Origin of the sequence: Leclercia pneumoniae (genome assembly GCF_017348915.1) — a bacterium.
GTDB classification, from domain to species: domain Bacteria; phylum Pseudomonadota; class Gammaproteobacteria; order Enterobacterales; family Enterobacteriaceae; genus Enterobacter; species Enterobacter pneumoniae.
The window spans coordinates 1,765,120-1,788,790 of record NZ_CP071383.1; the positions used below are offsets into that span (position 1 = coordinate 1,765,120).

Below are 23,671 nucleotides of genomic sequence, written 5' to 3' on the forward strand. Positions count from 1 at the left end.
TGCGGTTTGGTCTGGCCCCGGCGCTCATGTTCTCAGGTAGCATGATGGTGCTTAGTGCCCTGGCTTTAGCCAGAGGGGGGAAACGTGCTGATTGATGCCTTATTCCGAAGCGAATCACTGGAGAACCCGACCACACCAATAACGGGGGATGCCATCGATACGGACGGGCTGTTCAGGGCTGATGTGTATGTGAGCCCTGAAACAGCCATGAAGCTGGCCGCGGTTTACGCCTGTATTTATGTCCTGTCCTCAAACCTTGCCCAGATGCCGCTGCACGTGATGCGCAAGCACAACGGCAAAGTTGAACCAGCCCGGGATCATCCCGCGTTTTACCTTGTGCACGATGAGCCAAACACCTGGCAAACCAGTTACAAATGGCGCGAGCTGAAACAGCGCCACATCCTCGGCTGGGGAAACGGATACACCTGGGTTAAACGTAACCGCCGAGGGGAAGTGACCGCCCTGGACTGCTGCATGCCCTGGGAAACCACGTTGATTAATACCGGCGGCAGGTACACCTACGGTCTGTATAACGAAGAGGGCGCGTTTGCCATCAGTCCGGATGACATGATCCACATCCGTGCGCTGGGCAATAACCAGAAGATGGGGCTGAGTCCTGTGATGCAGCATGCCGAAACGATTGGCATGGGGATGAGCGGGCAAAAATATACCGAGAGCTTTTTCAGCGGTAACGCGCGCCCAGCCGGGATTGTCACTGTCAAAGGTGAGATTAAATCCGAAGGGTGGGAGAGGCTAAAGAAGGTCTGGCAAAAGGCTGCGCTAGCACTGCGCAGCCAGGAAAACAAAACGATGCTGCTACCTGCAGACCTGGACTACAAAGCGCTGACCGTATCGCCAATTGACGCCCAGATCATCGATATGTCCAAGCTCAACCGCTCCATGATTGCCGGGATATTTAACGTACCGGCACACATGATTAACGACCTTGAAAAAGCCACCTTCAGCAACATCACGCAGCAGGCCATTCAGTTTGTCCGCTACTCGATGATGCCCTGGGTAACGAACTGGGAGCAGGAGCTTAACCGCCGCCTGTTTACCCGCGCCGAGTTGGCCGCCGGGTATTACGTCCGGTTTAACCTTACTGGCCTGCTGCGCGGTACCCCGCAAGAACGAGCCCAGTTCTATCACTTTGCCATTACCGATGGATGGATGAGTCGCAACGAAGCACGCGCTTTCGAGGATATGAACCCTGTGGATGGTCTGGACGAAATGCTCGTCAGTGTAAACGCCGCCAACCCAGCGGACGATTTCAAAACCACCAAAACCGAAAAGGAAAAAACCGATGAGTGATCGCGAGACTCGCTGTTACAGCGGTGAGGTCCGTGCCGAAAAGCAGGGTGAGCAGCCCACGCGGATTATCGGTTACGGCTCGGTATTCAACAGCCGCTCTGAGCCGCTCTGGGGATTCCGTGAAATTATCAAACCTGGCGCGTTCGACGATGTGTTGGGTGACGATATTCGCGGCCTGTTTAACCATGATCCCAATTTCATTCTGGGCCGTAGCACTTCCGGCACGCTAAGCGTGGGCGTGGATGATAAAGGCCTGCGCTATGACATCGCAGCGCCGGATACGCAGACCATTCGTGATCTGGTGCTGGCACCGATGATGCGCGGGGATATCAACCAGTCGTCTTTTGCATTTCGCGTTGCGCACGATGGCGAGAATTGGTACCAGGACGATGAGGGGATCGTCATCCGCGAAATTAACCGTTTTTCACGCCTCTTTGATGTCAGCCCGGTGACCTATCCGGCTTACCAAGAGGCCGATTCTGGAATTCGTTCCATGAAAGCCTGGCAGGAAGCGCGCAACAGCGGCGCGCTGGCGCAAGCCATGACCCAACGAATGGCGCGTGAGCGCCTGCTGACTCTTCTTAACGCGTAAGGAAAAATCATGAAATTGCACGAACTGAAGCAAAAACGAAATACCATCGCCACCGACATGCGTGCACTGCACGAGAAAATTGGCGATGCTACCTGGACTGATGAGCAGCGTACTCAGTGGAACGCAGCGAAATCTGAACTGGACGCGCTTGAGTTGCGTATTGCCCGCGAAGATGAGCTTCGTCGTCAGGATCAGGACTACGTCGATGACAACGAGCAGGAAAACCGTCATCAACAGCAGCAAGACCCAGCCAACCCGAACGCTAAAACTGATGAACGTCGCGCTGCGGCATTCGATCGCTTCCTGCGTCATGGCTTCAGTGAATTGACGGCGGAAGAACGTCAGGCGGTTAAAGAACTTCGCGCTCAGGGGACGTCACCGGACGCGAAAGGCGGGTATACGGTTCCGACCCAGATGCTGAATAAGATCGTTGATACGATGAAAGCTTATGGTGGCATCGCCAGTGTGGCACAAATCCTCACCACCTCAACTGGTCAGGATATTACCTGGTCAACTTCTGACGGAACCTCGGAAGAGGGCGAACTGCTGGGTGAGAACAGCGAAGCATCAGAAGAAGATGTCACTTTCGGGTCTGCTGTTCTGGGCTCCAAAAAGCTGTCTTCTAAAATCATCCGTGTGTCGAACGAACTGCTGCAGGACAGTGGTGTTGATATTGAAGCTTACCTGGCGAAACGTATTGGTCAACGCATTGGCCGGGGTGAGGCTAAATACCTTGTCCAGGGTAGTGGTGCAGGCACCCCGGTACAGCCTAAAGGTCTGATCGCCTCTGTTACGGGTACGGTTAACACCGCTGCTGCAGGCGCATTCACCTGGAAAGAGATGAATGCGCTGAAGCATTCTATCGATCCTGCATATCGTGGCGGACCGAAATTCCGCTGGGCATTCAACGATTCGACACTCCAGGTCATCGAAGAAATGGTTGATGGTCAGAATCGTCCCCTGTGGCTTCCGGATATTGCAGGCGGTACCCCGGCCACTATTTTGAATATTCCTTATGTTATCGATCAGGCCATTGATAGCATTGCTGCGGGTAAGAAATTTGCTTTCCTCGGCGATTTCGACCGTTTCATTGTGCGCCGTGTTACCTACATGACGCTTAAGCGTCTTGTTGAGCGCTATGCTGAATACGATCAGACGGCGTTCCTTGCCTTCCATCGCTTCGACTGCGTTCTTGAAGATACCGCCGCCATTAAAGCGCTGGTGGGTAAACCAGCAACACCATAATCACAAACTCAGGTTTAACTGATGCCGCGTAAGCGGTTTTTTTATGCCCGCCAGATGGCGGGCATGGAGGTCTTAATGCTCCTGACACTGAAAGAAATTAAACGTCAGTTGCGTCTGGAGGAGGATTATTCGGATGAAGATTCACTTCTGGAAGCCTTCAGTAAAGCGGTGCAAGCCAGGACAGAAACGTATCTGAACCGAAAGCTCTACGATGCTGTGTCCGACATCCCGGCTGACGATCCTGACGGGCTTGTGTTGCCGGATGATATCCGGCTGGGGATGCTGCTGCTGGTGACGCATTTCTACGAAAACCGCTCTTCCGTTACTGAGGTTGAGAAAACGGAAATGCCGCAATCCTATACCTGGCTTGTTGGCCCGTACCGGTTCATCCCGCTATGAAGCTTCGCCAGGCGCAAACCAGCGCGAACTATCTGCTGCCCGATCCTGGTGAACTGGATAAACGGATACTCGTTCGCAAACGGGTCGATGTACCGACTGCTGATTTCGGTACCAAACCGGAATACCCGGTTTCATTCCGAACCTGGGCGAAGGTCGTCCAGACCAGCGCGACGACTTACCAGGAAACAGCCCAGACCGACAACGTCATCACGCATTACATCACCATTCGCTGGCGCAGTGGGATCACCACTGACTTCGAGGTGGTGCTCAACGACCTGGTGTACCGGGTTAAACGGGCACGAGACCTCAACAGTAAACGGCGATTTCTGTTGCTCGAGTGTACTGAGCTGGGCATCGAACCAGCTTCAACCGGAGGGAGCGGTAATGGCGACACCCTTTTTTCACGTTGATTTTCAGCAGCCAAAAGAGATGCGGTTCAACCGGGCGCGCGTCCGGCGGGCGTTTACCCACATCGGTCAGCGCCATATGCGTGATGCTCGCCGTCTGGTGATGCGCCGCGGGCGTTCTGAGCCAGGCGATAACCCAGGCTATCAAAGCGGCCGCCTGGCAAAGTCCATCGGGTATATGGTGCCGAAGGCCAGCAAACGCCGACCCGGCTTTATGACCCGCATCGCGCCGAACCAGCGCAACGGTCAGGGAAACAGGCTGATCACCGGTGACTTCTACCCGGCGTTTCTGTTCTACGGCGTGCGCGGTGGTGCCAAACGTCGCCGCAGTCACCATCGTGGCGCTTCCGGCGGCAGCGGCTGGCGCATGGCACCGCGTAATAACTTCATGGTTGAGACGCTGAAAAGAAACAGCCCATGGACACGTTACTATCTGGCGCGCGAGCTGCGCCTCTCACTCAAACCGGAGAAACGGCGCTGATGAAACTGACGCCCATAATCGCTACGCTGCGCGCCCGCTGCGCACTTTTTCAGAACCGGGTGGCCGGTGCTGCGCAGTTCAAGGAGCTGCCTGAAGTCGGGAAGATGATTTTGCCCGCTGCTTATGTAGTACCGGGTGATGATTCTCCGGGTGAGCAGAAAAGCCTGACCGATTACTGGCAGACGATACGCGAAGGTTTCTCCGTCATTGTGTTCGTCAGCAACAGCCGTGACGAGCGCGGCCAGTTTGCCTCTTTCGATGTGGTGCATGAGGTGCGCGAGGCGCTCTTTAAGGCGCTGCTGGGCTGGAACCCGGAAGAGGGCGGTAATCCAATCACGTATGACGGCGGCACGCTTCTTGATGTGAACCGTCACGAGCTGAGTTACCAGTTCGACTTCGTGGTTGAGACCGAGCTTGGCGAGGAAGACACCCGCCAGTTCGACGAGCTCAACGCGCTTGAAGAGTTCAAAACGTTGTCCATCGATGTCGACTTTATCGATCCCGGTACAGGGCCGGACGGTAAGATCGAACACCACACGGAAATCACTCTCCCCACCTGAGGAAACCATGTTTGTAAAACCCACGAAAGGGCGGGCAGTTCATGACCCCGCCCGCGGCGACCTTTTGCCTGAAGAGGGGCGAAACGTTGACGAAAGCCAGTACTGGTACCGTCGGGAGATTGACGGTGATATCAAAATTGTTCAGCCAGGCAACGAGGCTGAACCGGTTAAAAAGGCGAGCGCTAAATGACAGTCTCCATGAATACCATCCCGGCCGATCTCCGCGTTCCTTTGTTTTACGCAGAGATGGACAACAGCGCGGCGAATACAGCGCAAACCAGTGCGCCGTCGCTGCTGATTGGCCATGTGAATGCTGGCGCCAGTATCGCAACTAACCAACTGGTCTTTATGCCATCGAAAGACTATGCCATCCAGCAGTGTGGTGCCGGCAGCCAGCTGGCCCGTATGGTTGAGGCATATCGTGCAACGGATCCGTTTGGCGAGTTGTGGGTTATTGCTGTGCCGGATACAGGAACAGCGGCGACATTTAAAATGGCGGTGACCGGCACGGCCACGGAATCTGGAGTGGTCAGCCTTTATATCGGGTCACGACGTATCCAGACCGTGGTGACCACCGGCGATGCGGTCACTGATATCGCTACTGCGATTGCAGCCGCTATTACCGCCGATGGGCAGTCACCATTTACTGCCGCGGCTTCTGCCGGTGTTGTGACACTGACGGCTCGGCATAAGGGGACCTGGGCTAATGACATTCCAGTCAGCCTGAACTATCGCGGGTTTAGTGGTGGTGAAAAACTGCCTGCAGGCGTACAAATTGCCATTACCCTGGATGCAGCGGGCGCAGGCGCACCGGCGCTGGCAGGCACCATTGCTGCCATGGGTGATGAACCTTTCGACTATATCGGCCACCCGTTTAACGACACGGCGTCCGTTAACACCTTCACGCTGGAAATGAACGATACCAGCGGGCGCTGGAGCTGGTTACGCCAGATTTACGGCCACGTCTACACTGCCAAAATTGCGGCGATCAGTGACCTGATCACCGTCGGTGACATGTTCAACGATCAGCATCTCACCCTGGCGGGCTACGAGAAAACCATCCAGTCGAATCCTGACGAACTGGCGGCCAGCCGCACAGCGCGCGCGGCGGTGTTCCTGCGCATCGACCCCGCGCGACCAACGCAGACGGGCGAACTGGTGGGCATGCTTCCACCTCCGACGGGCAAACGCTTCATCACCACGGAACAGCAGTCCCTGCTGACCCATGGCATTGCCACGGCGTATACCGAAAGCGGCACGCTGCGCATCCAGCGCGACATCACCACCTATAAGAAGAACGCTTATGGCGTGGCGGATAACAGCTACCTGGATAGTGAGACGCTGCATACCAGCGCCTACGTTCTGCGCCGCCTGAAGACGGTGATCACCAGTAAGTACGGGCGCCATAAACTGGCGAACGACGGCACGCGCTTTGGGCCTGGTCAGGCGATTGTGACGCCTGCCGTTATCAAGGGTGAGCTGCTGGCGACTTACCGCCAGATGGAGCGCGAGGGGATTGTCGAAAACTACGACCTGTTTAAGAAGTACCTGATCGTAGAGCGCGACGCTAACACCCCGACGCGCATCAACGTGCTGTACCCACCTGACTATGTTAACCAGCTGCGTGTCTTCGCTGTGCTTAACCAGTTCCGTAATCAGTATGCAGAGGAGAGCGCATAATGGGGAAGATTGCCGGTACCTGTTATTTCAAACTGGATGGCCTCCAGATTTCAGCAACTGGGGGCGTAGAGGTTCCGATGAACACCAAGGTGCGGGATGACGTTCTCGGCCTTGATGGCAGCGTGGATTTTAAGGAGACACACCGCGCACCTTACGTCAAATTCACCGGGAAAGTCCCTAAAGATTTCCCGGTCGACAAAATCACTGAATCGACCGAAATGACGATCACATCAGAGCTGGCCAACGGTCAGGTCTATGTGTTGTCTCAGGCCTGGCTTCACGGGGAAGCGAACCACAACCCGGAAGAAGGCACGGTTGATCTCGAATTCCATGGCACAGAGGGAGGTTACCAGTAATGAAAGAACTTGAACTCAGCACCCCGGTAACCGCTCACGGTGAAAGTGTCAGCGTTCTGGAATTCAAGGAGCCGACGGGTAAGGACGTTCGTGAACTGGGTTATCCATATCAGATGAACCAGGATGAATCGATCAAACTGCAGGCGCACATTATCGCCAAATACATCGTCAAGCTGGCTGGTGTTCCGTTAAGTACAGTTGATCAGATGTCTCCATCAGACCTGAATAATGCAGGCTGGCTGGTGGCAGGTTTTTTCCTCCAGGCCTGACGGCAGACTATCTCACCGACCGTTATTTTGACTGCGCCAGCTACTGGCGCATTAACCCCTTCGAACTGCTTGAGCAGCCAATCAGCGAGATCCCTGCGCTTGTCAGTCAGGCAAACAGAATAGAAGAGGAGAAGCGGCGTAATGGCTGAGTTCGAACTAAAAGCGCTCATCACAGGTGTCGATAAGCTCTCGCCTGCACTTTCAAGGATGCAGAAAAATATCCGTGGCTTTAAACGGCAGGCCGAGGAGGGCGCAAAAGGTGGGCTTGGCATGGCCGCCGGTCTTGCTGCTGGATTGACACTGTCTCTTAAAACGTATGCCGACCAGGAAAACGCGGCAACTGGCCTTAAAGTCGCCATGATGCAGGCGAATGGGGAGGTTGGGAAAAGCTTTGAAAGCATCAATAAACTGGCTGTCGGGCTGGGTAACCAGTTGCCGGGAACAACGGCAGACTTTCAGAACATGATGCAGATGCTGGTTCGCCAGGGTATTCCTGCTGAAAACATACTCGGTGGGGTGGGTAAAGCCACGGCTTACCTGGCTGTTCAGTTAAAGAAAACGCCTGAAGCTGCGGCTGAGTTCGCGGCAAAAATGCAGGACGCAACAGGCACAGCCTCAGATGACATGATGGGGTTATTCGATACGATCCAGAAAGCTTTTTACCTGGGCGTTGACGATACCAACATGCTGTCGTTCTTTACCAAAACCAGCTCAGTGCTGCAGATGGTAAATAAGGATGGACTTAAAGCTGCACAAGGCCTGGCACCTATCAGTGTAATGATGGATCAGATGGGTATGCAGGGTGAGTCGGCAGGTAACGCCGTGCGCAAAGTGATTCAGGCAGGCCTCAGCGTCAAAAAAGTTAATGATGTGAATAAGGTGCTGGCGCGTCAGAAGTTGGGCATTAACCTGGATTTTACTGACGGAAAAGGCAGTTTTGGCGGTCTGGACAATTTGTTCAAGCAACTGGCCAAGCTTAAAAGCCTGACCGATGTTAAACGAACCGGGGTGATGAAAGCGTTGTTCGGCGATGATGCCGAGACACTACAGGTCGTAAATGCGCTGATTGACAAAGGCAAGGATGGGTACGATCAGGTTCAACAAAAAATGAACCGCCAGGCCAACCTGAATAGTCGTGTTCAGGCTCAGCTCGGAACATTAACAAACCTTTGGGAAGCGATGACCGGTACCGCCACTAACGGCCTTGCAGCAATTGGCGGTGCGTTTTCTTCGGATACTAAGCAGCTTGTAAATTGGTTGGGTGAACTTGGTGAGAAGTTTTCTAACTTCGCACAATCTAACCCCGCAGTTATCAGAGGGGCTTTTGGTCTTGCTGCCGGATTAACCGCGGTTAAGTTAGGCTTTATGGGTGTCAATTTTGCTTTAGGCTTAGTGTCAAAGACGTTATCTATGTCCTGGTTTGGCATTGCCATTAGAGCCATTGCATTAGCGGCTGGATTTATAATTGCTAACTGGGGAACCATAGGCCCATGGTTTCAAGACATGTGGGCCTCCATAAAACCTTATTTCGATACGGGATGGGCATTTATTAAAGAAGTGTTCAGTTGGTCCCCGCTTGGCCTAATCATCAATAACTGGGGTCCTATCGTTAAATGGTTCCAGGACATGTGGGAGAAGGTTAAACCAATAGTTGAGTGGTTCACTGATGGTGCCAGTGAAACCGTAGCGGCAGCTAATGCCGCACAATGGGGCGCTGGTGGTTACGGCGCATATGGCACAGGCGTGGCAAACCCCGGTTACAATCCTTACCAGATCCAGAAGGGAGGAACTCAACAACCTAAAGGATCAATTACCGTTGAGTTCAAAGGGGCTCCACCTGGAATGAGTGTTACTGAAAGTCGTAGTGCTGGAATTGATGTAAATCATGATGTCGGCTATACCAGAATTGGTAGAGTTGGCATGGGTGGTTAACTCAATGTATTTTGTATTCGCTATCATTTGCATAGCAAATAACTATACACAGGCAAAGGTTAATCATGAATAACACTATTGTGGCGAGTGCAATCATTGGCGTCTCAGTGATTTTTTCAGGTCTTGTCATCTCGGACAATATCTCCTTCAAAGATCAGCACATAATTCCCCTAGCAGGTGGTGCTGTAAAGCTAGGCGATATATATAAGGAAGAGAAACTAATTAGCGCGAAACTCATTTTCAAAGAGGGTGAGGAAGTATTAGTTACTGAAGGAAATCCTGATGATTTTAGCAGTGAGGTAGATAATAAAATCGCTGAAATTATCAAATCCTTGAATGCTGGAAAAGGCAAAAATGACGAGCGCGTTACGCCGGAAACCCTTAGTGTCCTTGACGATGCCAAGCTTGAGCTAGTGTCAGCCGTTCGTTACAACAGTGAGCATCAACCAATGTTCACTTTAACTCTTGAAAAGAAAGCTATACCAATGGTTAAGGGTTCCTACATTAAAGATTTTTCTGAACAAAACATTAAAAAATTTGTTGAAAGTCAGCAACAGGCATACAACCAAGCACTTTTCCTCACCAAATAATTAACCATATGTATTAGCCAAGCCCGCCAACCGGCGGGTTTTTTATTGCCCGGAGTTTATATGGCGTGGAAAGACAGGCTTGTTGATGCGTCGTTTCGCGGCGTACCTTTCAAAACCGAAGATGAGTCCATGGGGGTTGGTCGTCGTGTTGAAACCCATGAATACCCCAACCGTGACAAGCCCTACACCGAAGATCTCGGCAAGGTCACAGGGCGGCCCGTATTTTCAGGTTATGTGATCGGGGAGGACTGTTACGACCAGCGCGACAGGTTGATTGAAGCACTGAACACACCGGGGCCGGGAACGCTTGTTCATCCTGCCTACGGTGAAATGTCCGTGTGCGTCGACGGCGAAATCCGTGTAAGCACGACCTATGGCGAAGGCCGCATGGTACGTTTCGATCTGCGTTTCGTTGAGGCGGGAGAGCTTTCTTTCCCCACCTCTGGCGCGGCCACGGCAGACAACCTGACAACCTCATGCTCTGCGCTTGATGACTGCATCAGCGATAACTTCGACGATTTCAGCATTGATGGCGTGGCTGACTTTGTGCAGAACGATGTGATCGGCAATGCGACAGAAATGATGGGTTATGTTTCAGGCGCGATGAAGGTAGTCGATGCCGTGGTATCTGAATCAGCCCGCCTGATGCAGGGTGATATCTCCGTTCTTCTGCCCCCGCCGTCGTCCGGTAAAACGTTCGTTAACCAGTTACAGACAATGTGGCGCGCCGGCAATCGCCTTTATGGCAATACGGGTGACCTGATCACGATGATCAAAACCTTTTCCGGAATCAGCCTGGGCAGCGACCTGCAGCCGCGCGGAGTCTGGAAGACGGACAGCGTCACCACGAAAACCACGAAAGAGCAGAGCAACTATGTGGCCAGCGCTATCCGCACCACTGCGATTAGCGAAGCTGCACATGCTGTCACGACCTTACCCGCGCCACGCCCGAAAGTGACTGGCTCCACACCGCAAGTAAGCCAGTCCACTGGTTTCCCTGTTATCTCGCATCCGGCCCTGAACAATGCCCCGGCAGAAACGACGGCTACCGAGTCTGCCGAAGAGCTGCCGAACTGGGATGAACTGGTTGAAGTTCGCGATGCCCTGAACGAGGCCATTGATAAAGAGCTAGGACGAACGACAGACGACAGACTGTTTCTGGCGCTGCGCCGGGTAAAAGCTGATCTCAACACGGATATTAAAAGCCGTCTGGAACAGGCAGGGCAGACCGTCTTCCGCACGCCGGGAGAGGTTACGCCCGCGCTGGTGCTGGCGGCGACCTGGTACGACAACGCCGCGCGCGAGCGTGACATCGTCAAACGTAATGCCATCGCACATCCCGGCTTTGTGCCTGTGGCCTCACTGAGGGTGTCTGTTCAATGAGCGATATCGTAACCCTGCGCGTAAACGGTCGGGAGTGGGGCGGCTGGACCTCTGTTCGTATCGGGGCCGGCATCGAGCGTCTGGCCCGCGACTTCAATGTGGAGATCACCCGAGAGTGGCCTGGCAGTGATGGTGCAGCCTCTCTCCAGCCCCGGATTAAAAACGGCTCGAAGGTTGAAGTCCTGATTGATGATGACCTGGTGATCACCGGCTGGGTGGAAGCGACGCCAGCCCGCTATGACGCGCGTTCCGTAAGTACGGGTATCAGCGGCCGTAGCCTGACCGCCGACCTTATCGACTGTGTCGCCGAACCCACGCAGTTCAACGGCCAGTCACTGGCGCAGGTTGCCGCAGCACTGGCAAAACCCTTCAGCATTGAGGTGGTGAATGTTGGCGCTCCGTCGGCAGCTATTCCCGGCGTGCAGCCCGATCACGGCGAAACCGTTATTGAGGTGCTGAATAAAATGCTGGGTCAGCAACAGGCGCTGGCCTATGACGATCCGAAAGGACGGCTGGTCATTGGCGGCATCGGCGCCACCCGTGCACATACCGCCCTGGTGCTGGGCCAGAACATCATCTCCTGCGATACCGAAAAGAGCATCCGCGATCGGTTTTCAACCTATCAGGTTTCCGGCCAGCGGGCCGGGAATGATGAAGACTTTGGCGCGGCCACCACAACGGCACTGCGCAGTAAAACAGCCGATGCCTCGATCGGGCGCTACCGTCCGATGGCTATCCAGCAAACGGGCCAGGCGACGGGTGAAAGCTGTATTGCCCGCGCGGAGTTCGAAGCGCGTCAGCGCGCCGCCCGCACCGATGAAACGACCTATGTTGTCTGGGGCTGGCGTCAGGGTGATGGCTCTCTGTGGCAGCCTAACCAGCGCGTGATTGTCTTTGATCCGGTTTGTGGGTTTAACAACCGCGAACTGCTGATCTCTGAAGTGACGTTTACCAAAGACAACAACGGCACGCTGACGGAATTACGGGTTGGCCCGCCTGATGCCTATCTCCCTGAACCTCAGGACCCTGCGAAACGGAAAAAACAAAAAGTAGAGGAGGCTCCGTTCTGATGAACCTTTCACGGCTGGTACTTGGCCTGATTGGCCGCGCGGTGGTGAAGAGCATTAACGCTGCAGGCAAATGTCAGACGGTGGATGTTGCGCTGCTTGGCGGCCAGACAAAATCCGGTATTGAACATCTCGAACCCTATGGCTTTACCTCCCGCGCTAAGGAAGGGGCTGAAGCCGTCGTTCTCTTTCCTGACGGTGACCGTTCACACGGCATAGCGATTGCCGTCTCTGATCGCCGTTACAGGATGAAAGGACTTAAAGGCGGCGAAGTCGCGCTGTATGACGATCAGGGCCAGTCGGTGGTACTCACCCGTGACGGGATTGTGGTGGACGGTGGCGGCAAGCTTATTACCTTCAAAAACGCGCCTAAAGCCCGGTTTGAAATGGATATTGAAGCGACGGGTCAGATTAAAGATTTGTGTGATTCCGGTGGCCTGACGATGGCAGCGATGCGCATTGCCTACAACGGCCATAAACATAAAGAGAACGGAAACATCACCGACGCGCCTGACAAAAAGATGGAGGCATGATGGAACTCTGGCTCACGGTAAATGGCCAACGCGTAAGCACCAGCACGCAGCTCGACCCGCTCACCCGGTCGGTTGTTATTTCCCTCTTCACACACCGGCGCGCCGATCCTGACGATAACGCCGATGTGCCCATGGGATGGTGGGGCGACACCTGGCCGGTGGTTGCAAATGACCGCTACGGCTCGAAGCTATGGCTGCTGCAGCGCAGCAAGTTAACCAACGACCTGGTGAACCGGGTGCGGACATACCTTCGCGACGCGCTTCAGTGGATGCTGACGGATGGTGTGGTAACGCGAATTGATATCGATGTGAAACGCACCGGTATCAACGAACTCGGGAACAGCATCGTACTGTGGCGCGGTAACAGTCCGCTCACGCTCTCTTTCGAAAATTTCTGGAGTGCAATTACCAATGGCGGACAGTGAATTCCAGCGGCCCACGTTGGCCGAAAACATTAACATGATCCGCACAGACCTCTTCTCCAGGCTGGATATCAGCGACACGCTGCGACGGATGGATGAGGATGTGAGGGCGAAGGTCTACGCCGCGGCGCTGCACACGGTGTACGGCTATATCGATTATCTGGCCATGAACATGCTGCCGGATCTCTGCGATGAGTCCTGGCTGGCACGTCATGCGGCCATGAAGCGCTGTCCGCGCAAAGCGGCTACCAGCGCAGCCGGATACATTCGCTGGGACGGTGTGAACAACAACCTGAAAGTAACGGCAGGGGCGGTCATTCAGCGTGATGATCTGCTGACCTATACCGTACTCGCCGACGCAGTGAGTTCCAGGGGCGTTCTTCGCGCGCCAGTTTCCTGTAATACACCTGGTGCGACTGGTAACACGGACGACGCGCAGGCGCTTTATCTTGTCACCCCTGTCAATGGCCTGCCGTCTGCCGGACTCGCCGACAGCGTTATCGGCGGCTTTGATATTGAGGATCTTGAAGTATGGCGGGCGAGGGTGCTGGAGCGATACTACTGGACCCCGCAGGGCGGTGCCGACCCGGATTACGTTATCTGGGCGAAAGAGGTTCCTGGCATCACGCGCGCCTGGACGTACCGGCACTGGATGGGTACCGGGACAGTGGGAGTGATGGTGGCTAGCAGTGACCCGATTAACCCGATACCCGATCAAGTGACAGTGGATGCCGCCAAGGCACACATTGAGCCTCTGGCCCCCGTGGCCGGTGCGAACCTTTATGTCTTTGCGGCCACGGAAAAGAAAGTCGATTTTCACATCCGGCTTACTCCTGATACACCTGCAATTCGCGCAGCTGTAACCGCTGAGTTGCGATCGTTTTTATTCCGTGATGGTTACCCGGAAGGCACGTTAGTTCTTTCGCGTATCAATGAGGCTATTTCCGTGGCTACCGGGGAATACAGCCACGTGCTGGTGGCTCCGGCGGCAGACACCCCGATTGCCAAAAATGAACTTGCCACACTGGGGACGCTTTCATGGACGTGACGGATGACGACTACATTTCGCTTCTTTCGGCACTGTTGCCACCCGGCCCCGCCTGGTCAACTGATGATGTTGCAATCCGTGGCGTAGCGCCCTCACTCAGACGCGTGCATGAGCGCGCTGACGAGCTGATGCTGGAGCTAGATCCTCGTACAACCTCTGAGTTGATAGATCGCTGGGAGAAGTGTTGCGGGCTGCCGGATGAATGTATCCCCACCGGAACGCAAACTCTTCGCCAGCGACAGAAACGATTAGATGCAAAGGTGAATCTCATTGGCGGCATTAACGAGGCGTTCTATCTCTCTCAACTGGCAGCACTGGGGAAACCCGGCGCGACAATCACGCGTTATGACAAAGGTCCGTTTAAATGCACATCGGCCTGTACCGATGCGGTGTTCTCACCGGAGTGGCGTTATTACTGGCAGGTCAACATGCCAGCCTCGACGGACGCAACCTGGATGACATGTACCGACGACTGCGAAACACCGATTCGATACTGGGGCGATACCGTCGCTGAGTGTGTCATCAACAAACTTTGTCCTTCTCACACCTACGTTATTTTCAAATATCCGTAAACGGAGATTCTATGCACCGTATTGATACTCCCTCCGCGCAAAAGGATAAGTTCGGCGCGGGCAAAAATGGCTTTACCCGGGGTAACCCACAGACAGGAACTCCTGCGACCGATCTTGATGATGACTACTTTGACATGCTGCAGGAAGAGCTTGCCAGCGTAGTCGAGGCGGCAGGCATTACTCTCGATAAAACCAAACATGACCAGCTATTACAGGCCTTGCCCTTAATTGCGGGGTTTGGTTTCAGGAGCCGCATCATCTTTAATGTCGCGGGTGTAACAAACTGGAATGTTCCGGACATTCTCAAATCGGGCAAACGCAAAGCGCTGGTGAAAGTCATCGGAGCCGGTGCCAGCGGCGGACGCCTTGACGTCGGCGGCGGCGGCGGCGGTGGCGCGGGCGGGATTGCCGAGAAATTACTGGATCTCACTGACGTAGACACTGTGACAATTACGGTCGGCAAAGGTGGAGAGTTGGCAATGGGCGCACCGCAATCCCCCGGCGTGGGCGGTGGTTCATCATCATTTGGTTCATATCTTTCCGCCACCGGAGGTGGTCGCGGGGCTACGCCAAGCGGTGGCGCGTCGGGGGTAGGTTCCGGAGGTGATGACAACAGTGGTATTGGCCCAGGAACGGCTGGAAGCAGTAGCGGCTCTGGATATGTGGGCGGTACAGGAGGAGGCGCGGGTGGTGCAGGTCCGTATCACTTAACGCTGACGGATGGTAACGATGCCGTAGGGCCAGGCGGCGGTGGTTCTGGCTGTGCAAAATCTACAGCAAGTGCCTCAGCCAAACCCGGCAAAGGCGGGGACGGCCTGATAATGATTATGTGGTAACAGGAGAAGATTTTATGTGGGCTCGTATTGATATTGATCCAGAAAACAGGGAATTGGAAAGCGTAGCGGAGCTAACGGACATTGATCCCGATGGGCGATTTCATCCCTCTTTAGTGTGGATTGAATGCCTAGCCGGCACGCAGCAGGGTTATATCTATGATGGTTCGGGTTTCATTCCACCCATTCCTGTTTAAAGCATTGCGGACATTTAACGCTTGATCTATTCACCTTGAATTAATACTGTATATAAATACAGTTGAATGGAGTGAAGTTCATGCCCCGCAAATTAGACCTTCGCGCCGCATTCGTTGCGGCAGTTCACAAAAATCCGAAAGGGTACCAGTGCCTGCATACCTCAGATTTTATCCGGGAGTTGCGCGCCAGGAACTGGCATTTCACTGAGCAGGATGCCAACGACTGGATAGAACGGTACCAGGCTGGGTTCGTTGATAAAACACCGAATGAAAGCCCGAACCGTTTCTGGATCATGCGCAACATGGGGTATGTACGATAATGGGTTTCGTATCGCCGGCAGGCGACTATGTTGAGCGCAGGTTAAACCCTGAGGACATGCTTACAACCGATCAGAGCCGTATCCTTGAAACCTCTACAGGGTATGCTGTGATTGAACCTGTATCCAGGCTGAAGCAGGGCATGGTGCTTATTCTACGCTGTGACGGGCATACGCAATTTGCGAAGCTGCAGGGGGGGTCACTGATAACTGAAGATGGTGAAGCGATAGAAGGAGAGGCGGCAGAGCAGGTTGAAGTGTTAGGAAGGGTGACGTTCTTCATCAATCGAGCATCGGATGATGACACACCGGTTTAAACTGGAACGATCAATTCAGGTCCCTGATTCTTTACATTGCCAACGGCACGTGTCACAGCGTGCCAGATAAACCGATCTGCAGGTACCGCGCCATCAGACGCAATACTTTCGGCCTCTTTTCCTCCAACATCTTGCCGCATCCACTCACGAGCCGCTTCTGGTGACAAAACAACTGGACGACGGTCATGAACGTCAACCAACCCCTTATCAGCCGCTGATGTCACAATCAGAAAGCCCTCAGCCTCATCACCCCTATCAAATGGTGTACTACCAATAGCAGCCATGTAAATTGGTTGCCCGTCTTCCCGATGAATAAAGTAGGGGGTTTTAACTGATCCCTCTTTCTTCCATTCGAACCATCCATCAGCAAAGCAGATCGCTCTCCCATGTTGCCATAATGGTTTGAACATTCTGCTGGTGGCCGCTGTTTCAACTCTTGCGTTAATGAGCGGTGGTTTGTCCCACCATCCTGGTGCGTATCCCCACAGTACAGGATCAAGATGTAGCTGTTCGTCTCTCTCACTCAACAGTAAGACTTTCGTGCCTGGCGAGACGTTGAAACGACCAATAGGTTCAGGATCATAGGCAATATTACGTTCTGCATCCTCAGATAGGAGAGCAAGGTAATCCTCACGTGTCATTGATTGTGCAAAACGTCCACACATAGATACCTCCAGGCAGATGTCATGCTGAAATTATAGGCAGGGAATTAACAATATTCGCAGCAGTTAGTTTGACTAAAATGATGATGAAAGTGGTTATCAAAACTTAAAAGTTTTTAGGCTAAATCAACGAGTTAGTTTGTAGTCATAAATGAGTGATGTGAATGTTATTTCTGAAAATATAAACTGTATATCAATGAGTTAAGTTCAATACAAAGAAATACTGCTCCGTCATATGGAGTGGTTCGAAGCCGCTGACCTTATCGTTAAAGGTATGGAAGGCGCGATCAACAACAAGACCGTGACCTATGACTTCGAACGTCTGATGGAAGGCGCTAAACTGCTGAAATGTTCAGAGTTTGGTGACGCGATCATCGAAAACATGTAATCCAGTCACTGGGTTATACAAGAACGGGAGCCGAAGGGCTCCCGTTTTTTTATGCTTGATAAACTTTTCCCTTATACCGGGCGGCTCGAGGTTGCCACGCATAGTGTGATAACGGCTGAGTTATATATCAAGGCGAGTGGTATTGAGGGCTGTAATAGTATTTGCTGCTGCGCTTATGATTATCCAAATTATTATTCGGAATAATCGGAAAGGAGATTTTGCATTAATAAATGGCGCGTCAAAACGGCCTCTTTAAACCTTATGCTCTCTGCGGTACAGGGGTGAAGAAGAGTGTAAACAGCCCGGTAAACACCGGGCCTGCTCAGTTAAAACCAGTTGAATTTGGCGGACAGCAGACATAACAGCGCGCCTGCTGAAACAACATTTATAAAAATGATGAATCGACTAGATACGTTCATATTATCAATTTATGTATAGGATATTGGGTAATGACTCCAACTTATTGATAGTGTTTTATGTTCAGATAATGCCCGATGACTTTGTCATGCAGCTCCACCGATTTTGAGAACGACAGCGACTTCCGTCCCAGCCGTGCCAGGTGCTGCCTCAGATTCAGGTTATGCCGCTCAATTCGCTGCGTATATCGCTTGCTGATTACGTGCAGCTTTCCCTTCAGGCGGGATTCATACAGCGGCCAGCCATCCGTCATCCATATCACCACGTCAAAGGGTGACAGCAGGCTCATAAGACGCCCCAGCGTCGCCATAGTGCGTTCACCGAATACGTGCGCAACAACCGTCTTCCGGAGCCTGTCATACGCGTAAAACAGCCAGCGCTGGAGCGATTTAGCCCCGACATAGCCCCACTGTTCGTCCATTTCCGCGCAGACGATGACGTCACTGCCCGGCTGTATGCGCGAGGTTACCGACTGCGGCCTGAGTTTTTTAAGTGACGTAAAATCGTGTTGAGGCCAACGCCCATAATGCGGGCGGTTGCCCGGCATCCAACGCCATTCATGGCCATATCAATGATTTTCTGGTGCGTACCGGGTTGAGAAGCGGTGTAAGTGAACTGCAGTTGCCATGTTTTACGGCAGTGAGAGCAGAGATAGCGCTGATGTCCGGCGGTGCTTTTGCCGTTACGCACCACCCCGTCAGTAGCTGAACAGGAGGGACAGCTGATAGAAACAGAAGCCACTGGAGCACCTCAAAAACACCATCATACACTAAATCAGTAAGTTGGCAGCATCACCGGATATTGAACCAGTGCGAATAATCGTAATAGCAAATGCTAAAACGATCAATGCGGATATAGATAAAAAAAAGCCCACACGAGGTGGGCAAGAAATACTGGAAGCAATGTGAGCAATGTCGTACTGAATACCTGAGTGTTTCGCTCAACTATTCAGTATTGAGAAAGATAATCTTTCTCATTGGAACATGCAACCCCTTCTTTTGTGCGGATTGCCTCTTTTTCAGATGGCGTTAAATCGTGCACGTGATGCTTATCACAATTTGCAAATCTGAATCCTGTGCTATCCTTTGTGTGTACTTGATTTAACGACAAAAACCATACAGAGAGGAACGATATGGGAATTTTATCCTGGATTATCTTTGGGCTTATCGCGGGTATTCTGGCGAAGTGGATCATGCCGGGCAAAGACGGCGGCGGCTTCATTGTCACCATCATCCTGGGGATTATTGGTGCCGTGGTCGGCGGTTGGATCAGTACACTTTTCGGGTTCGGCAAAGTGGATGGGTTTAACTTCGGTAGCTTTGTAGTCGCGGTGATCGGTGCGCTGGTCGTGCTGTTTGTTTACCGTAAAATCAAGAGCTAACAGATAAAAAGACCGCCTTCTGGCGGTCTTTTTATTGTCATCACCACCAGCCCAGTTGGCTTCCGGCTACGGCAACAACGGCGACAATCAGCATAATAATGGTCGTTTTTCTCATTTATCCTCCCGGTGCCGCGTAACCGCCGACAAAAAACCACGTTAAAAATACTACCGCCGTTATAAAGATAACGACCGGAAACAAAATACCGATCCGCATGTTTTTATCCATCCTGATAATCAAAGCCCGTTGAGTGTACGGGGTTAATCCACATTGAGGAAAGCGGTTTTACGTCGGGATTTTTTATCCACGTACATCGCCGCATCGGCCGAGCGCAGGGCGCTGTCGGCATCAGTCGAAAGCGGATCCACTTCGATTACCCCAAGGCTGGCCCCTGGATAGACAATATGCACATTCCCTAGCCAATACTCTCCGGCAATACGCGCATTGATTTGTGTCTTCAATAGTGAGAGCGATTGCTCTTCCTGCGTTCCCTCATTCCGGGACAGGCAAGCAACCATAAACTCGTCTCCGCCCAGTCTGCCGACGATATCATCATCACGACGGCCGTCGTTAAGCCGCTTCCCCACTTCAACCAGGAACTTGTCACCCGCTTCATGGCCAAAGCGGTCATTAATCAGTTTGAAATCGTCCAGATCGATATAAGCGATAATGGCGTTCTGCTTTACGTGTCGCGCCAGGGAGAAAAGGGTAGAGAGGTCTTCAAAAATCGCGCGTCGATTTGGCAGGCCCGTCAGCGCATCGGTATAGGAGTAGGCAATCAACGCCGCGTTGGCTTCCCGCAGTTGAGTGACCAGCGACTCTTTTTCAATGGACTGGGCAATCAGCCCGGCAAACAACTTCAGCACATGTTCGGCGCGCTCGCTCAATCTCTTTTTATGCGTGCTGGTCGCGCACAGGGTGCCGTAGAGAGACCCATCCGCAAGATGAATGGGGATGCTCATATAGGTGGTGATCCCCAGCGCTCTGGCTGCATCGCAATCGGGAAACTGCTCCCCAACGTGATCGCTAAAAAAGGTACTGGAGTCGATCGCCCGCTTACACAGGGTATCGCCCCAGGGAACGCTCAACCCTTCCGGGATCTGCATCTGCTGGCTATTACGGGCATAAAGAATATGCTGCAAACGGGCGCTGATATCGATTTTAGTGAGATAGGTAGACTCCATCTCGGTAACAATCTCGAGCATTTCAAGAAGCTGGCGCACCAGACTCTCAAGAGATTGTTCGGTGGCAAGCGTTTCAGAAACACGGGCAAGAATAAGATCCGACATGCGATGCTCGACTCCCATACAGAGACCTCTGTATCTGTATGTTTTGCTGAAAAAATGGGCTTCGGCGCATAGTAAAACATGAATGTGAATAATTTGATATATCCAGGAATCGTCCGTTATGTTTCGGCGAGAGAATAAAAAAAGCCCCGGTAGTTAACCGGGGCAAAATAGATCTTGATTACGGAATGATGTTCTCTGGTCAAGGTGAGAACGGGGCCACTATAACCCCCAAAGATGCAGTATTAATGAAGAAATCATGGAGAAGGTGATTGCGATAATAGGCGGGATTAAGAATAATCTTAGCCCTCAGAATTCAACCTGCAATGAGTGAAGCATGTTTCAGTTAAAGCCGGGCAACCTGGCGTTAGTCATTGGCGCCCGTACGACTGCCGGCCGTCGCAATATTGGTAAATCCGTTGAGCTGTTTGGTCTTTGCCAGCCTGGACAGCGTTTTTTGAACCCGGTGAATGGCGTAATAACCGAAATGCCAGATACCGCCGAACGCGCGCTCTGGCTGGTGACCGGCGATGTCTTTGCCTGTGATAATCAGCACGGTTTTGCCTTTGTGCGCCCGGAACATCTGCTGCCGCTCAATCCGCAACAACTACCAGAAACCTTGCTCACAGCACTGCACGACTAAATTACAGACGGCGGAGCCATGCGGCCAACACCTGGGCGTGGTTCTGCTCGCGATCTTTCGCACCATAGAGCAGCGTGACCCTTTGTTTATCTGCTAGCCTGGCGATGCGTTTTCCTTCCTCGACGTTTTCTTCCAGCTCTTGCTGATACGCCTTACTGAAGTTGGCAAAGTCGATGGTTTCGCTATGGAAGGCTTTGCGCAGCTCGCCTGAAGGCGCCAGGACCTTGCACCATTCATCGCAGGCCAGGTCCGTTTTCTTCACTCCTCGTGGCCAGAGACGGTCAACCAGAATGCGGTACCCATCCTCTTTACTGGCGTCGTCATAGAGACGTTTGCACTGAATCATGATCCTTATCTCCTTATTTTGCCACCTAATTTAAGGTGTTGTGATAATTGCAAAAGATCGGTAGTCTGAGATTCCTTATGTTATCCGGAATTTTTCTGGCATAAGGAATACCTGATGGAACACACTCCGCAAAAAGATACCCTCCGCATTGCCCTGGTCGGGGATTATAACCCTGACGTTCTGGCGCACCAGGCGATACCGCTCGCCATTGATGATGCCGCCGCTGTACTGGATATTACCGCTGATTACGACTGGATAGCGACCATCGAGCTTAGTAGTCCGGAGGATCTGGTCGGTTATGACGCACTCTGGCTGGTTCCGGCAAGTCCTTATAAAAACGTGCAAGCGGCGTTCATTGCCGCCCGCTATGCCCGCGAAAACAGCCTCCCGTTCCTCGGTACCTGTGGCGGCTTCCAGCATGCGCTGATTGAATATGCGCGTAACGTGCTGGGCTGGCATGACGCTGCCCATGCCGAAACGGACCGTGACGGGCGCATGGTGATCGCTCCGCTCACCTGTTCTCTGGTGGAGGTCACGAACACCATCGAGTTGCGCGCCAATACCCTGATTGCGAAAGCGTATGGTCGGGAAGAGATTGTCGAGGGGTATCACTGCAACTACGGTGTGTCTGAAGCCTTCGCGGCAGAGCTGGAAAAGGGCGACCTGCGGGTGACCGGCTGGGATGAACAGGGTGATATTCGCGCCGTTGAGTTAGTGACGCATCCGTTTTTTGTCGCCACGCTGTTCCAGCATGAGCGTGCGGCGCTGGATGGGCGTCCTGCGCCGCTGGTGCAGGCACTGCTGCGTGCGGCGCAGGGCTAAAGGCCTGTTAACGCGGCGCGATCTCCCGGTCGCGCCCGGCCAGTATGCCGCAACCGGCCATCACGATTGAGGCCAGCGCACAGGCAAGCAGCGGGATATGCCAGTCGCCGCTGGTATCATGAATTTTCCCCATCAGCGGTGGGCCGCAGGCGGCCAGCAAATAGCCCACCGACTGCGCCATCCCCGAAAGCGCCGCAGCCTGATGCGCGGAACTGGCACGCAGGCCAATAAAGGTCAGGCCGAGAATCATCGTCGCCCCTGAACCGAAGCCGAATATCAGCGTCCAGACCACCGCCTGCGAGGGCATAAACCAAAAGCCGGCGGCACTGACCGCACACATTAACGCTACCACTCCGGCCAGCGCGCGCTGATCTTTCAGACGGTGAAGGATCAGCGGAACGGCCAGCCCCGGGGCGGCAGTGGCCAGCTGCAGCAGGCCGTGCATGGAGCCGGCTTCGGTTTCGCTGTAGCCGTGACTTTGTAAAATAGCGGGTAACCAGCCGATAATGACGTAATAGATCAGCGAGTTAATGCCGAGGAACAGCGTCACTTGCCAGGCCAACGGTGAGCGCCAGATCCCCCGGTTATGCAGCGCCCGGGCACCACTGAGCTGGCTGGCCGGTTGCTGTCGCCATTGTGGGAGCCACAGCAGCAACGCCAGCAGCGGGAAGACCATCAGCATCAATAAGGCGCCGTGCCAGCCCGCACCGCCCAATGCCACCGGCACCACCAGCGCTGAGCCCAGCGCCGCCGCCGCGCCCATGGTCAGGGAGTAGGCCCCGGTTAACTTCGCCACCTGGCCTGGAAAGTCACGTTTAATCAGTCCTGGCAGTAACACATTGCCCAGTGCAATACCGCAGCCGATCACGGCGGTGCCGATAAACAGCAGCGATGCCGTGGGCAGGGAACGCAGCGCAATACCGCCGATAATTAGCAGCAACGCCACAAACAGGCTGCGCTCCATCCCAATGCGCCGGGCAAGGCCTGCCGCTAACGGCGATATCAGCGCGAAAGCCAGCAACGGCAGGGTGGTCAGTAATCCAGTCTGAGCGGTACTCAGGGCGTAGTCGAGACGAATCGCATCCAGTAGCGGTGCGGCGCCGGTAAATGTCACTCGCAGCGTGGTGGCGATTAACAAAATCCCGGCAATCAGCAGGGCGCGCTGTTTCCCGGTGGCAGAGAGTGCAGTGGTCATTGTTTTCCCTGGTCTGAAATGA

General features: G+C 53.5%; 34 protein-coding genes and 1 pseudogene. 27 read left to right on the forward strand and 8 right to left on the reverse strand.

Going from position 1 to position 23,671, the window contains the following annotated elements:
* Positions 1–84: 84 nt before the first annotated feature.
* The 23 genes from JZ655_RS08420 to JZ655_RS08530 all read left to right on the forward strand — a co-directional run bounded on the left by JZ655_RS08420 (position 85) and on the right by JZ655_RS08530 (position 16,511).
* The gene (locus JZ655_RS08420; RefSeq protein WP_207293535.1) at positions 85–1,311 is read left to right on the forward strand and encodes a phage portal protein; all 1,227 of its coding nucleotides are present in this window, start codon (positions 85–87) and stop codon (positions 1,309–1,311) included.
* Positions 1,304–1,903 carry an HK97 family phage prohead protease gene (locus tag JZ655_RS08425; RefSeq protein ID WP_207293536.1) on the forward strand — a complete coding sequence of 200 codons (600 nt, stop codon included), beginning with the start codon at positions 1,304–1,306 and terminating at the stop codon, positions 1,901–1,903. Before JZ655_RS08420 ends, JZ655_RS08425 begins: the two co-directional genes overlap by 8 nt.
* Before the next feature lie 9 nt (positions 1,904–1,912).
* Positions 1,913–3,148 carry a phage major capsid protein gene (locus JZ655_RS08430; RefSeq protein ID WP_207293537.1) on the forward strand — a complete coding sequence of 412 codons (1,236 nt, stop codon included), beginning with the start codon at positions 1,913–1,915 and terminating at the stop codon, positions 3,146–3,148.
* Positions 3,149–3,223: 75 nt separating this feature from the next.
* Positions 3,224–3,547, forward strand: a complete 324-nt coding sequence (locus JZ655_RS08435) for a head-tail connector protein (protein WP_207293826.1) — start codon at positions 3,224–3,226, stop codon at positions 3,545–3,547.
* Positions 3,544–3,957 (forward strand): phage head closure protein, encoded by a 414-nt coding sequence (locus tag JZ655_RS08440; protein WP_207293538.1) that lies wholly within the window; start codon positions 3,544–3,546, stop codon positions 3,955–3,957. The genes JZ655_RS08435 and JZ655_RS08440 overlap by 4 nt, the downstream gene beginning before the upstream one ends.
* Complete coding sequence (locus tag JZ655_RS08445) at positions 3,932–4,435, forward strand: hypothetical protein (RefSeq protein WP_088568487.1); 504 nt, start codon at positions 3,932–3,934, stop codon at positions 4,433–4,435. Before JZ655_RS08440 ends, JZ655_RS08445 begins: the two co-directional genes overlap by 26 nt.
* On the forward strand, positions 4,435–4,995 hold the full coding sequence (locus JZ655_RS08450) for a phage tail terminator protein (protein WP_207293539.1): 561 nt from the start codon (positions 4,435–4,437) through the stop codon (positions 4,993–4,995). Before JZ655_RS08445 ends, JZ655_RS08450 begins: the two co-directional genes overlap by 1 nt.
* A 7-nt stretch (positions 4,996–5,002) precedes the next feature.
* The gene (locus JZ655_RS08455; RefSeq protein ID WP_207293540.1) at positions 5,003–5,185 is read left to right on the forward strand and encodes a DUF2635 domain-containing protein; all 183 of its coding nucleotides are present in this window, start codon (positions 5,003–5,005) and stop codon (positions 5,183–5,185) included.
* Complete coding sequence (locus JZ655_RS08460) at positions 5,182–6,675, forward strand: phage tail sheath subtilisin-like domain-containing protein (protein WP_207293541.1); 1,494 nt, start codon at positions 5,182–5,184, stop codon at positions 6,673–6,675. The genes JZ655_RS08455 and JZ655_RS08460 overlap by 4 nt, the downstream gene beginning before the upstream one ends.
* Positions 6,675–7,031, forward strand: coding sequence for a phage tail tube protein (locus tag JZ655_RS08465; RefSeq protein ID WP_207293542.1), 357 nt, complete (start codon positions 6,675–6,677; stop codon positions 7,029–7,031). The genes JZ655_RS08460 and JZ655_RS08465 overlap by 1 nt, the downstream gene beginning before the upstream one ends.
* On the forward strand, positions 7,031–7,300 hold the full coding sequence (locus JZ655_RS08470; protein ID WP_207293543.1) for a phage tail assembly protein: 270 nt from the start codon (positions 7,031–7,033) through the stop codon (positions 7,298–7,300). Before JZ655_RS08465 ends, JZ655_RS08470 begins: the two co-directional genes overlap by 1 nt.
* A 141-nt stretch (positions 7,301–7,441) precedes the next feature.
* Positions 7,442–9,232 (forward strand): phage tail tape measure protein, encoded by a 1,791-nt coding sequence (locus tag JZ655_RS08475; protein WP_207293544.1) that lies wholly within the window; start codon positions 7,442–7,444, stop codon positions 9,230–9,232.
* A 65-nt stretch (positions 9,233–9,297) separates the two neighbouring features.
* Positions 9,298–9,822, forward strand: a complete 525-nt coding sequence (locus tag JZ655_RS08480) for a hypothetical protein (RefSeq protein WP_207293545.1) — start codon at positions 9,298–9,300, stop codon at positions 9,820–9,822.
* A 60-nt stretch (positions 9,823–9,882) separates the two neighbouring features.
* Complete coding sequence (locus JZ655_RS08485; protein WP_207293546.1) at positions 9,883–11,205, forward strand: DNA circularization protein; 1,323 nt, start codon at positions 9,883–9,885, stop codon at positions 11,203–11,205.
* Positions 11,202–12,275: a phage baseplate assembly protein gene (locus JZ655_RS08490; RefSeq protein WP_207293547.1), complete on the forward strand. Its 1,074-nt coding sequence runs from the start codon at positions 11,202–11,204 to the stop codon at positions 12,273–12,275. The genes JZ655_RS08485 and JZ655_RS08490 overlap by 4 nt, the downstream gene beginning before the upstream one ends.
* Positions 12,275–12,805: a phage baseplate assembly protein V gene (locus JZ655_RS08495; RefSeq protein WP_207293548.1), complete on the forward strand. Its 531-nt coding sequence runs from the start codon at positions 12,275–12,277 to the stop codon at positions 12,803–12,805. The genes JZ655_RS08490 and JZ655_RS08495 overlap by 1 nt, the downstream gene beginning before the upstream one ends.
* Positions 12,805–13,230 (forward strand): phage GP46 family protein, encoded by a 426-nt coding sequence (locus JZ655_RS08500; protein WP_207293827.1) that lies wholly within the window; start codon positions 12,805–12,807, stop codon positions 13,228–13,230. The genes JZ655_RS08495 and JZ655_RS08500 overlap by 1 nt, the downstream gene beginning before the upstream one ends.
* A complete protein-coding gene (locus JZ655_RS08505; RefSeq protein ID WP_207293549.1) occupies positions 13,217–14,275 on the forward strand; it encodes a baseplate J/gp47 family protein in 1,059 nt (352 codons plus the stop codon). The genes JZ655_RS08500 and JZ655_RS08505 overlap by 14 nt, the downstream gene beginning before the upstream one ends.
* Positions 14,266–14,847, forward strand: a complete 582-nt coding sequence (locus JZ655_RS08510) for a YmfQ family protein (RefSeq protein ID WP_207293550.1) — start codon at positions 14,266–14,268, stop codon at positions 14,845–14,847. The genes JZ655_RS08505 and JZ655_RS08510 overlap by 10 nt, the downstream gene beginning before the upstream one ends.
* A gap of 11 nt (positions 14,848–14,858) precedes the next feature.
* Entirely contained in the window at positions 14,859–15,683 is an 825-nt protein-coding gene (locus tag JZ655_RS21530) for a glycine-rich domain-containing protein (RefSeq protein ID WP_207293551.1), read from the forward strand.
* A 14-nt stretch (positions 15,684–15,697) separates the two neighbouring features.
* Positions 15,698–15,877, forward strand: coding sequence for a hypothetical protein (locus tag JZ655_RS08520; protein WP_207293552.1), 180 nt, complete (start codon positions 15,698–15,700; stop codon positions 15,875–15,877).
* An 80-nt stretch (positions 15,878–15,957) separates the two neighbouring features.
* Positions 15,958–16,197: a hypothetical protein gene (locus JZ655_RS08525; RefSeq protein ID WP_207293553.1), complete on the forward strand. Its 240-nt coding sequence runs from the start codon at positions 15,958–15,960 to the stop codon at positions 16,195–16,197.
* Positions 16,197–16,511 (forward strand): hypothetical protein, encoded by a 315-nt coding sequence (locus JZ655_RS08530; RefSeq protein ID WP_207293554.1) that lies wholly within the window; start codon positions 16,197–16,199, stop codon positions 16,509–16,511. The genes JZ655_RS08525 and JZ655_RS08530 overlap by 1 nt, the downstream gene beginning before the upstream one ends.
* Here JZ655_RS08530 and JZ655_RS08535 read toward each other — a convergent pair.
* Entirely contained in the window at positions 16,508–17,176 is a 669-nt protein-coding gene (locus JZ655_RS08535; RefSeq protein WP_207293555.1) for an SOS response-associated peptidase, read from the reverse strand. The two genes, JZ655_RS08530 and JZ655_RS08535, sit on opposite strands and share 4 nt — an antisense overlap.
* A 214-nt stretch (positions 17,177–17,390) precedes the next feature.
* On the opposite strand from JZ655_RS08535, the pseudogene JZ655_RS08540 reads away from it, so the two are divergent.
* A pseudogene (locus tag JZ655_RS08540) lies at positions 17,391–17,561 on the forward strand (NADP-dependent isocitrate dehydrogenase); the annotation flags it as partial.
* Between the two features lie 326 nt (positions 17,562–17,887).
* Here the strand turns inward: JZ655_RS08540 and yncL are convergent.
* Both yncL and JZ655_RS08550 read right to left on the reverse strand, forming a co-directional pair.
* A complete protein-coding gene (yncL, locus tag JZ655_RS08545) occupies positions 17,888–17,980 on the reverse strand; it encodes a stress response membrane protein YncL (protein WP_072039515.1) in 93 nt (30 codons plus the stop codon).
* A gap of 41 nt (positions 17,981–18,021) precedes the next feature.
* Positions 18,022–18,719 (reverse strand): IS1-like element IS1A family transposase gene (locus JZ655_RS08550; protein ID WP_242637262.1). Its coding sequence is split into 2 segments (ribosomal slippage): positions 18,022–18,470 and positions 18,470–18,719, totalling 699 coding nucleotides; the frame shifts between segments, so codons are not numbered across the junction.
* A gap of 391 nt (positions 18,720–19,110) precedes the next feature.
* Between JZ655_RS08550 and JZ655_RS08555 the strand changes: the two genes are divergently transcribed.
* Positions 19,111–19,359, forward strand: coding sequence for a GlsB/YeaQ/YmgE family stress response membrane protein (locus tag JZ655_RS08555; RefSeq protein ID WP_040076073.1), 249 nt, complete (start codon positions 19,111–19,113; stop codon positions 19,357–19,359).
* A gap of 40 nt (positions 19,360–19,399) precedes the next feature.
* Here JZ655_RS08555 and yoaJ read toward each other — a convergent pair whose 3' ends face one another.
* The 3 genes from yoaJ to JZ655_RS08570 are packed head-to-tail and all read right to left on the reverse strand — an operon-like array spanning position 19,400 to position 20,646.
* Positions 19,400–19,474: a protein YoaJ gene (gene yoaJ / locus JZ655_RS21610; protein ID WP_072039564.1), complete on the reverse strand. Its 75-nt coding sequence runs from the start codon at positions 19,472–19,474 to the stop codon at positions 19,400–19,402.
* A complete protein-coding gene (locus JZ655_RS08565) occupies positions 19,475–19,573 on the reverse strand; it encodes a YoaK family small membrane protein (protein WP_154298865.1) in 99 nt (32 codons plus the stop codon).
* Positions 19,574–19,617: 44 nt separating this feature from the next.
* Positions 19,618–20,646: a sensor domain-containing diguanylate cyclase gene (locus tag JZ655_RS08570; protein WP_207293556.1), complete on the reverse strand. Its 1,029-nt coding sequence runs from the start codon at positions 20,644–20,646 to the stop codon at positions 19,618–19,620.
* A 334-nt stretch (positions 20,647–20,980) separates the two neighbouring features.
* Here JZ655_RS08570 and JZ655_RS08575 point away from each other — a divergent pair, with 334 nt between their 5' ends.
* On the forward strand, positions 20,981–21,286 hold the full coding sequence (locus JZ655_RS08575) for a hypothetical protein (RefSeq protein ID WP_207293557.1): 306 nt from the start codon (positions 20,981–20,983) through the stop codon (positions 21,284–21,286).
* 1 nt (position 21,287) lies between these two features.
* Here JZ655_RS08575 and JZ655_RS08580 read toward each other — a convergent pair whose 3' ends face one another.
* Positions 21,288–21,632, reverse strand: a complete 345-nt coding sequence (locus JZ655_RS08580) for a DUF488 domain-containing protein (RefSeq protein ID WP_207293558.1) — start codon at positions 21,630–21,632, stop codon at positions 21,288–21,290.
* A 114-nt stretch (positions 21,633–21,746) separates the two neighbouring features.
* On the opposite strand from JZ655_RS08580, the gene JZ655_RS08585 reads away from it, so the two are divergent.
* Positions 21,747–22,454 (forward strand): CTP synthase C-terminal region-related (seleno)protein, encoded by a 708-nt coding sequence (locus JZ655_RS08585; RefSeq protein WP_207293559.1) that lies wholly within the window; start codon positions 21,747–21,749, stop codon positions 22,452–22,454.
* Positions 22,455–22,461: 7 nt separating this feature from the next.
* On the opposite strand, the gene JZ655_RS08590 is transcribed toward JZ655_RS08585, so the two are convergent.
* Positions 22,462–23,649, reverse strand: coding sequence for a CynX/NimT family MFS transporter (locus JZ655_RS08590; protein WP_046885877.1), 1,188 nt, complete (start codon positions 23,647–23,649; stop codon positions 22,462–22,464).
* Between the last annotated feature and the right edge of the window lie 22 nt (positions 23,650–23,671).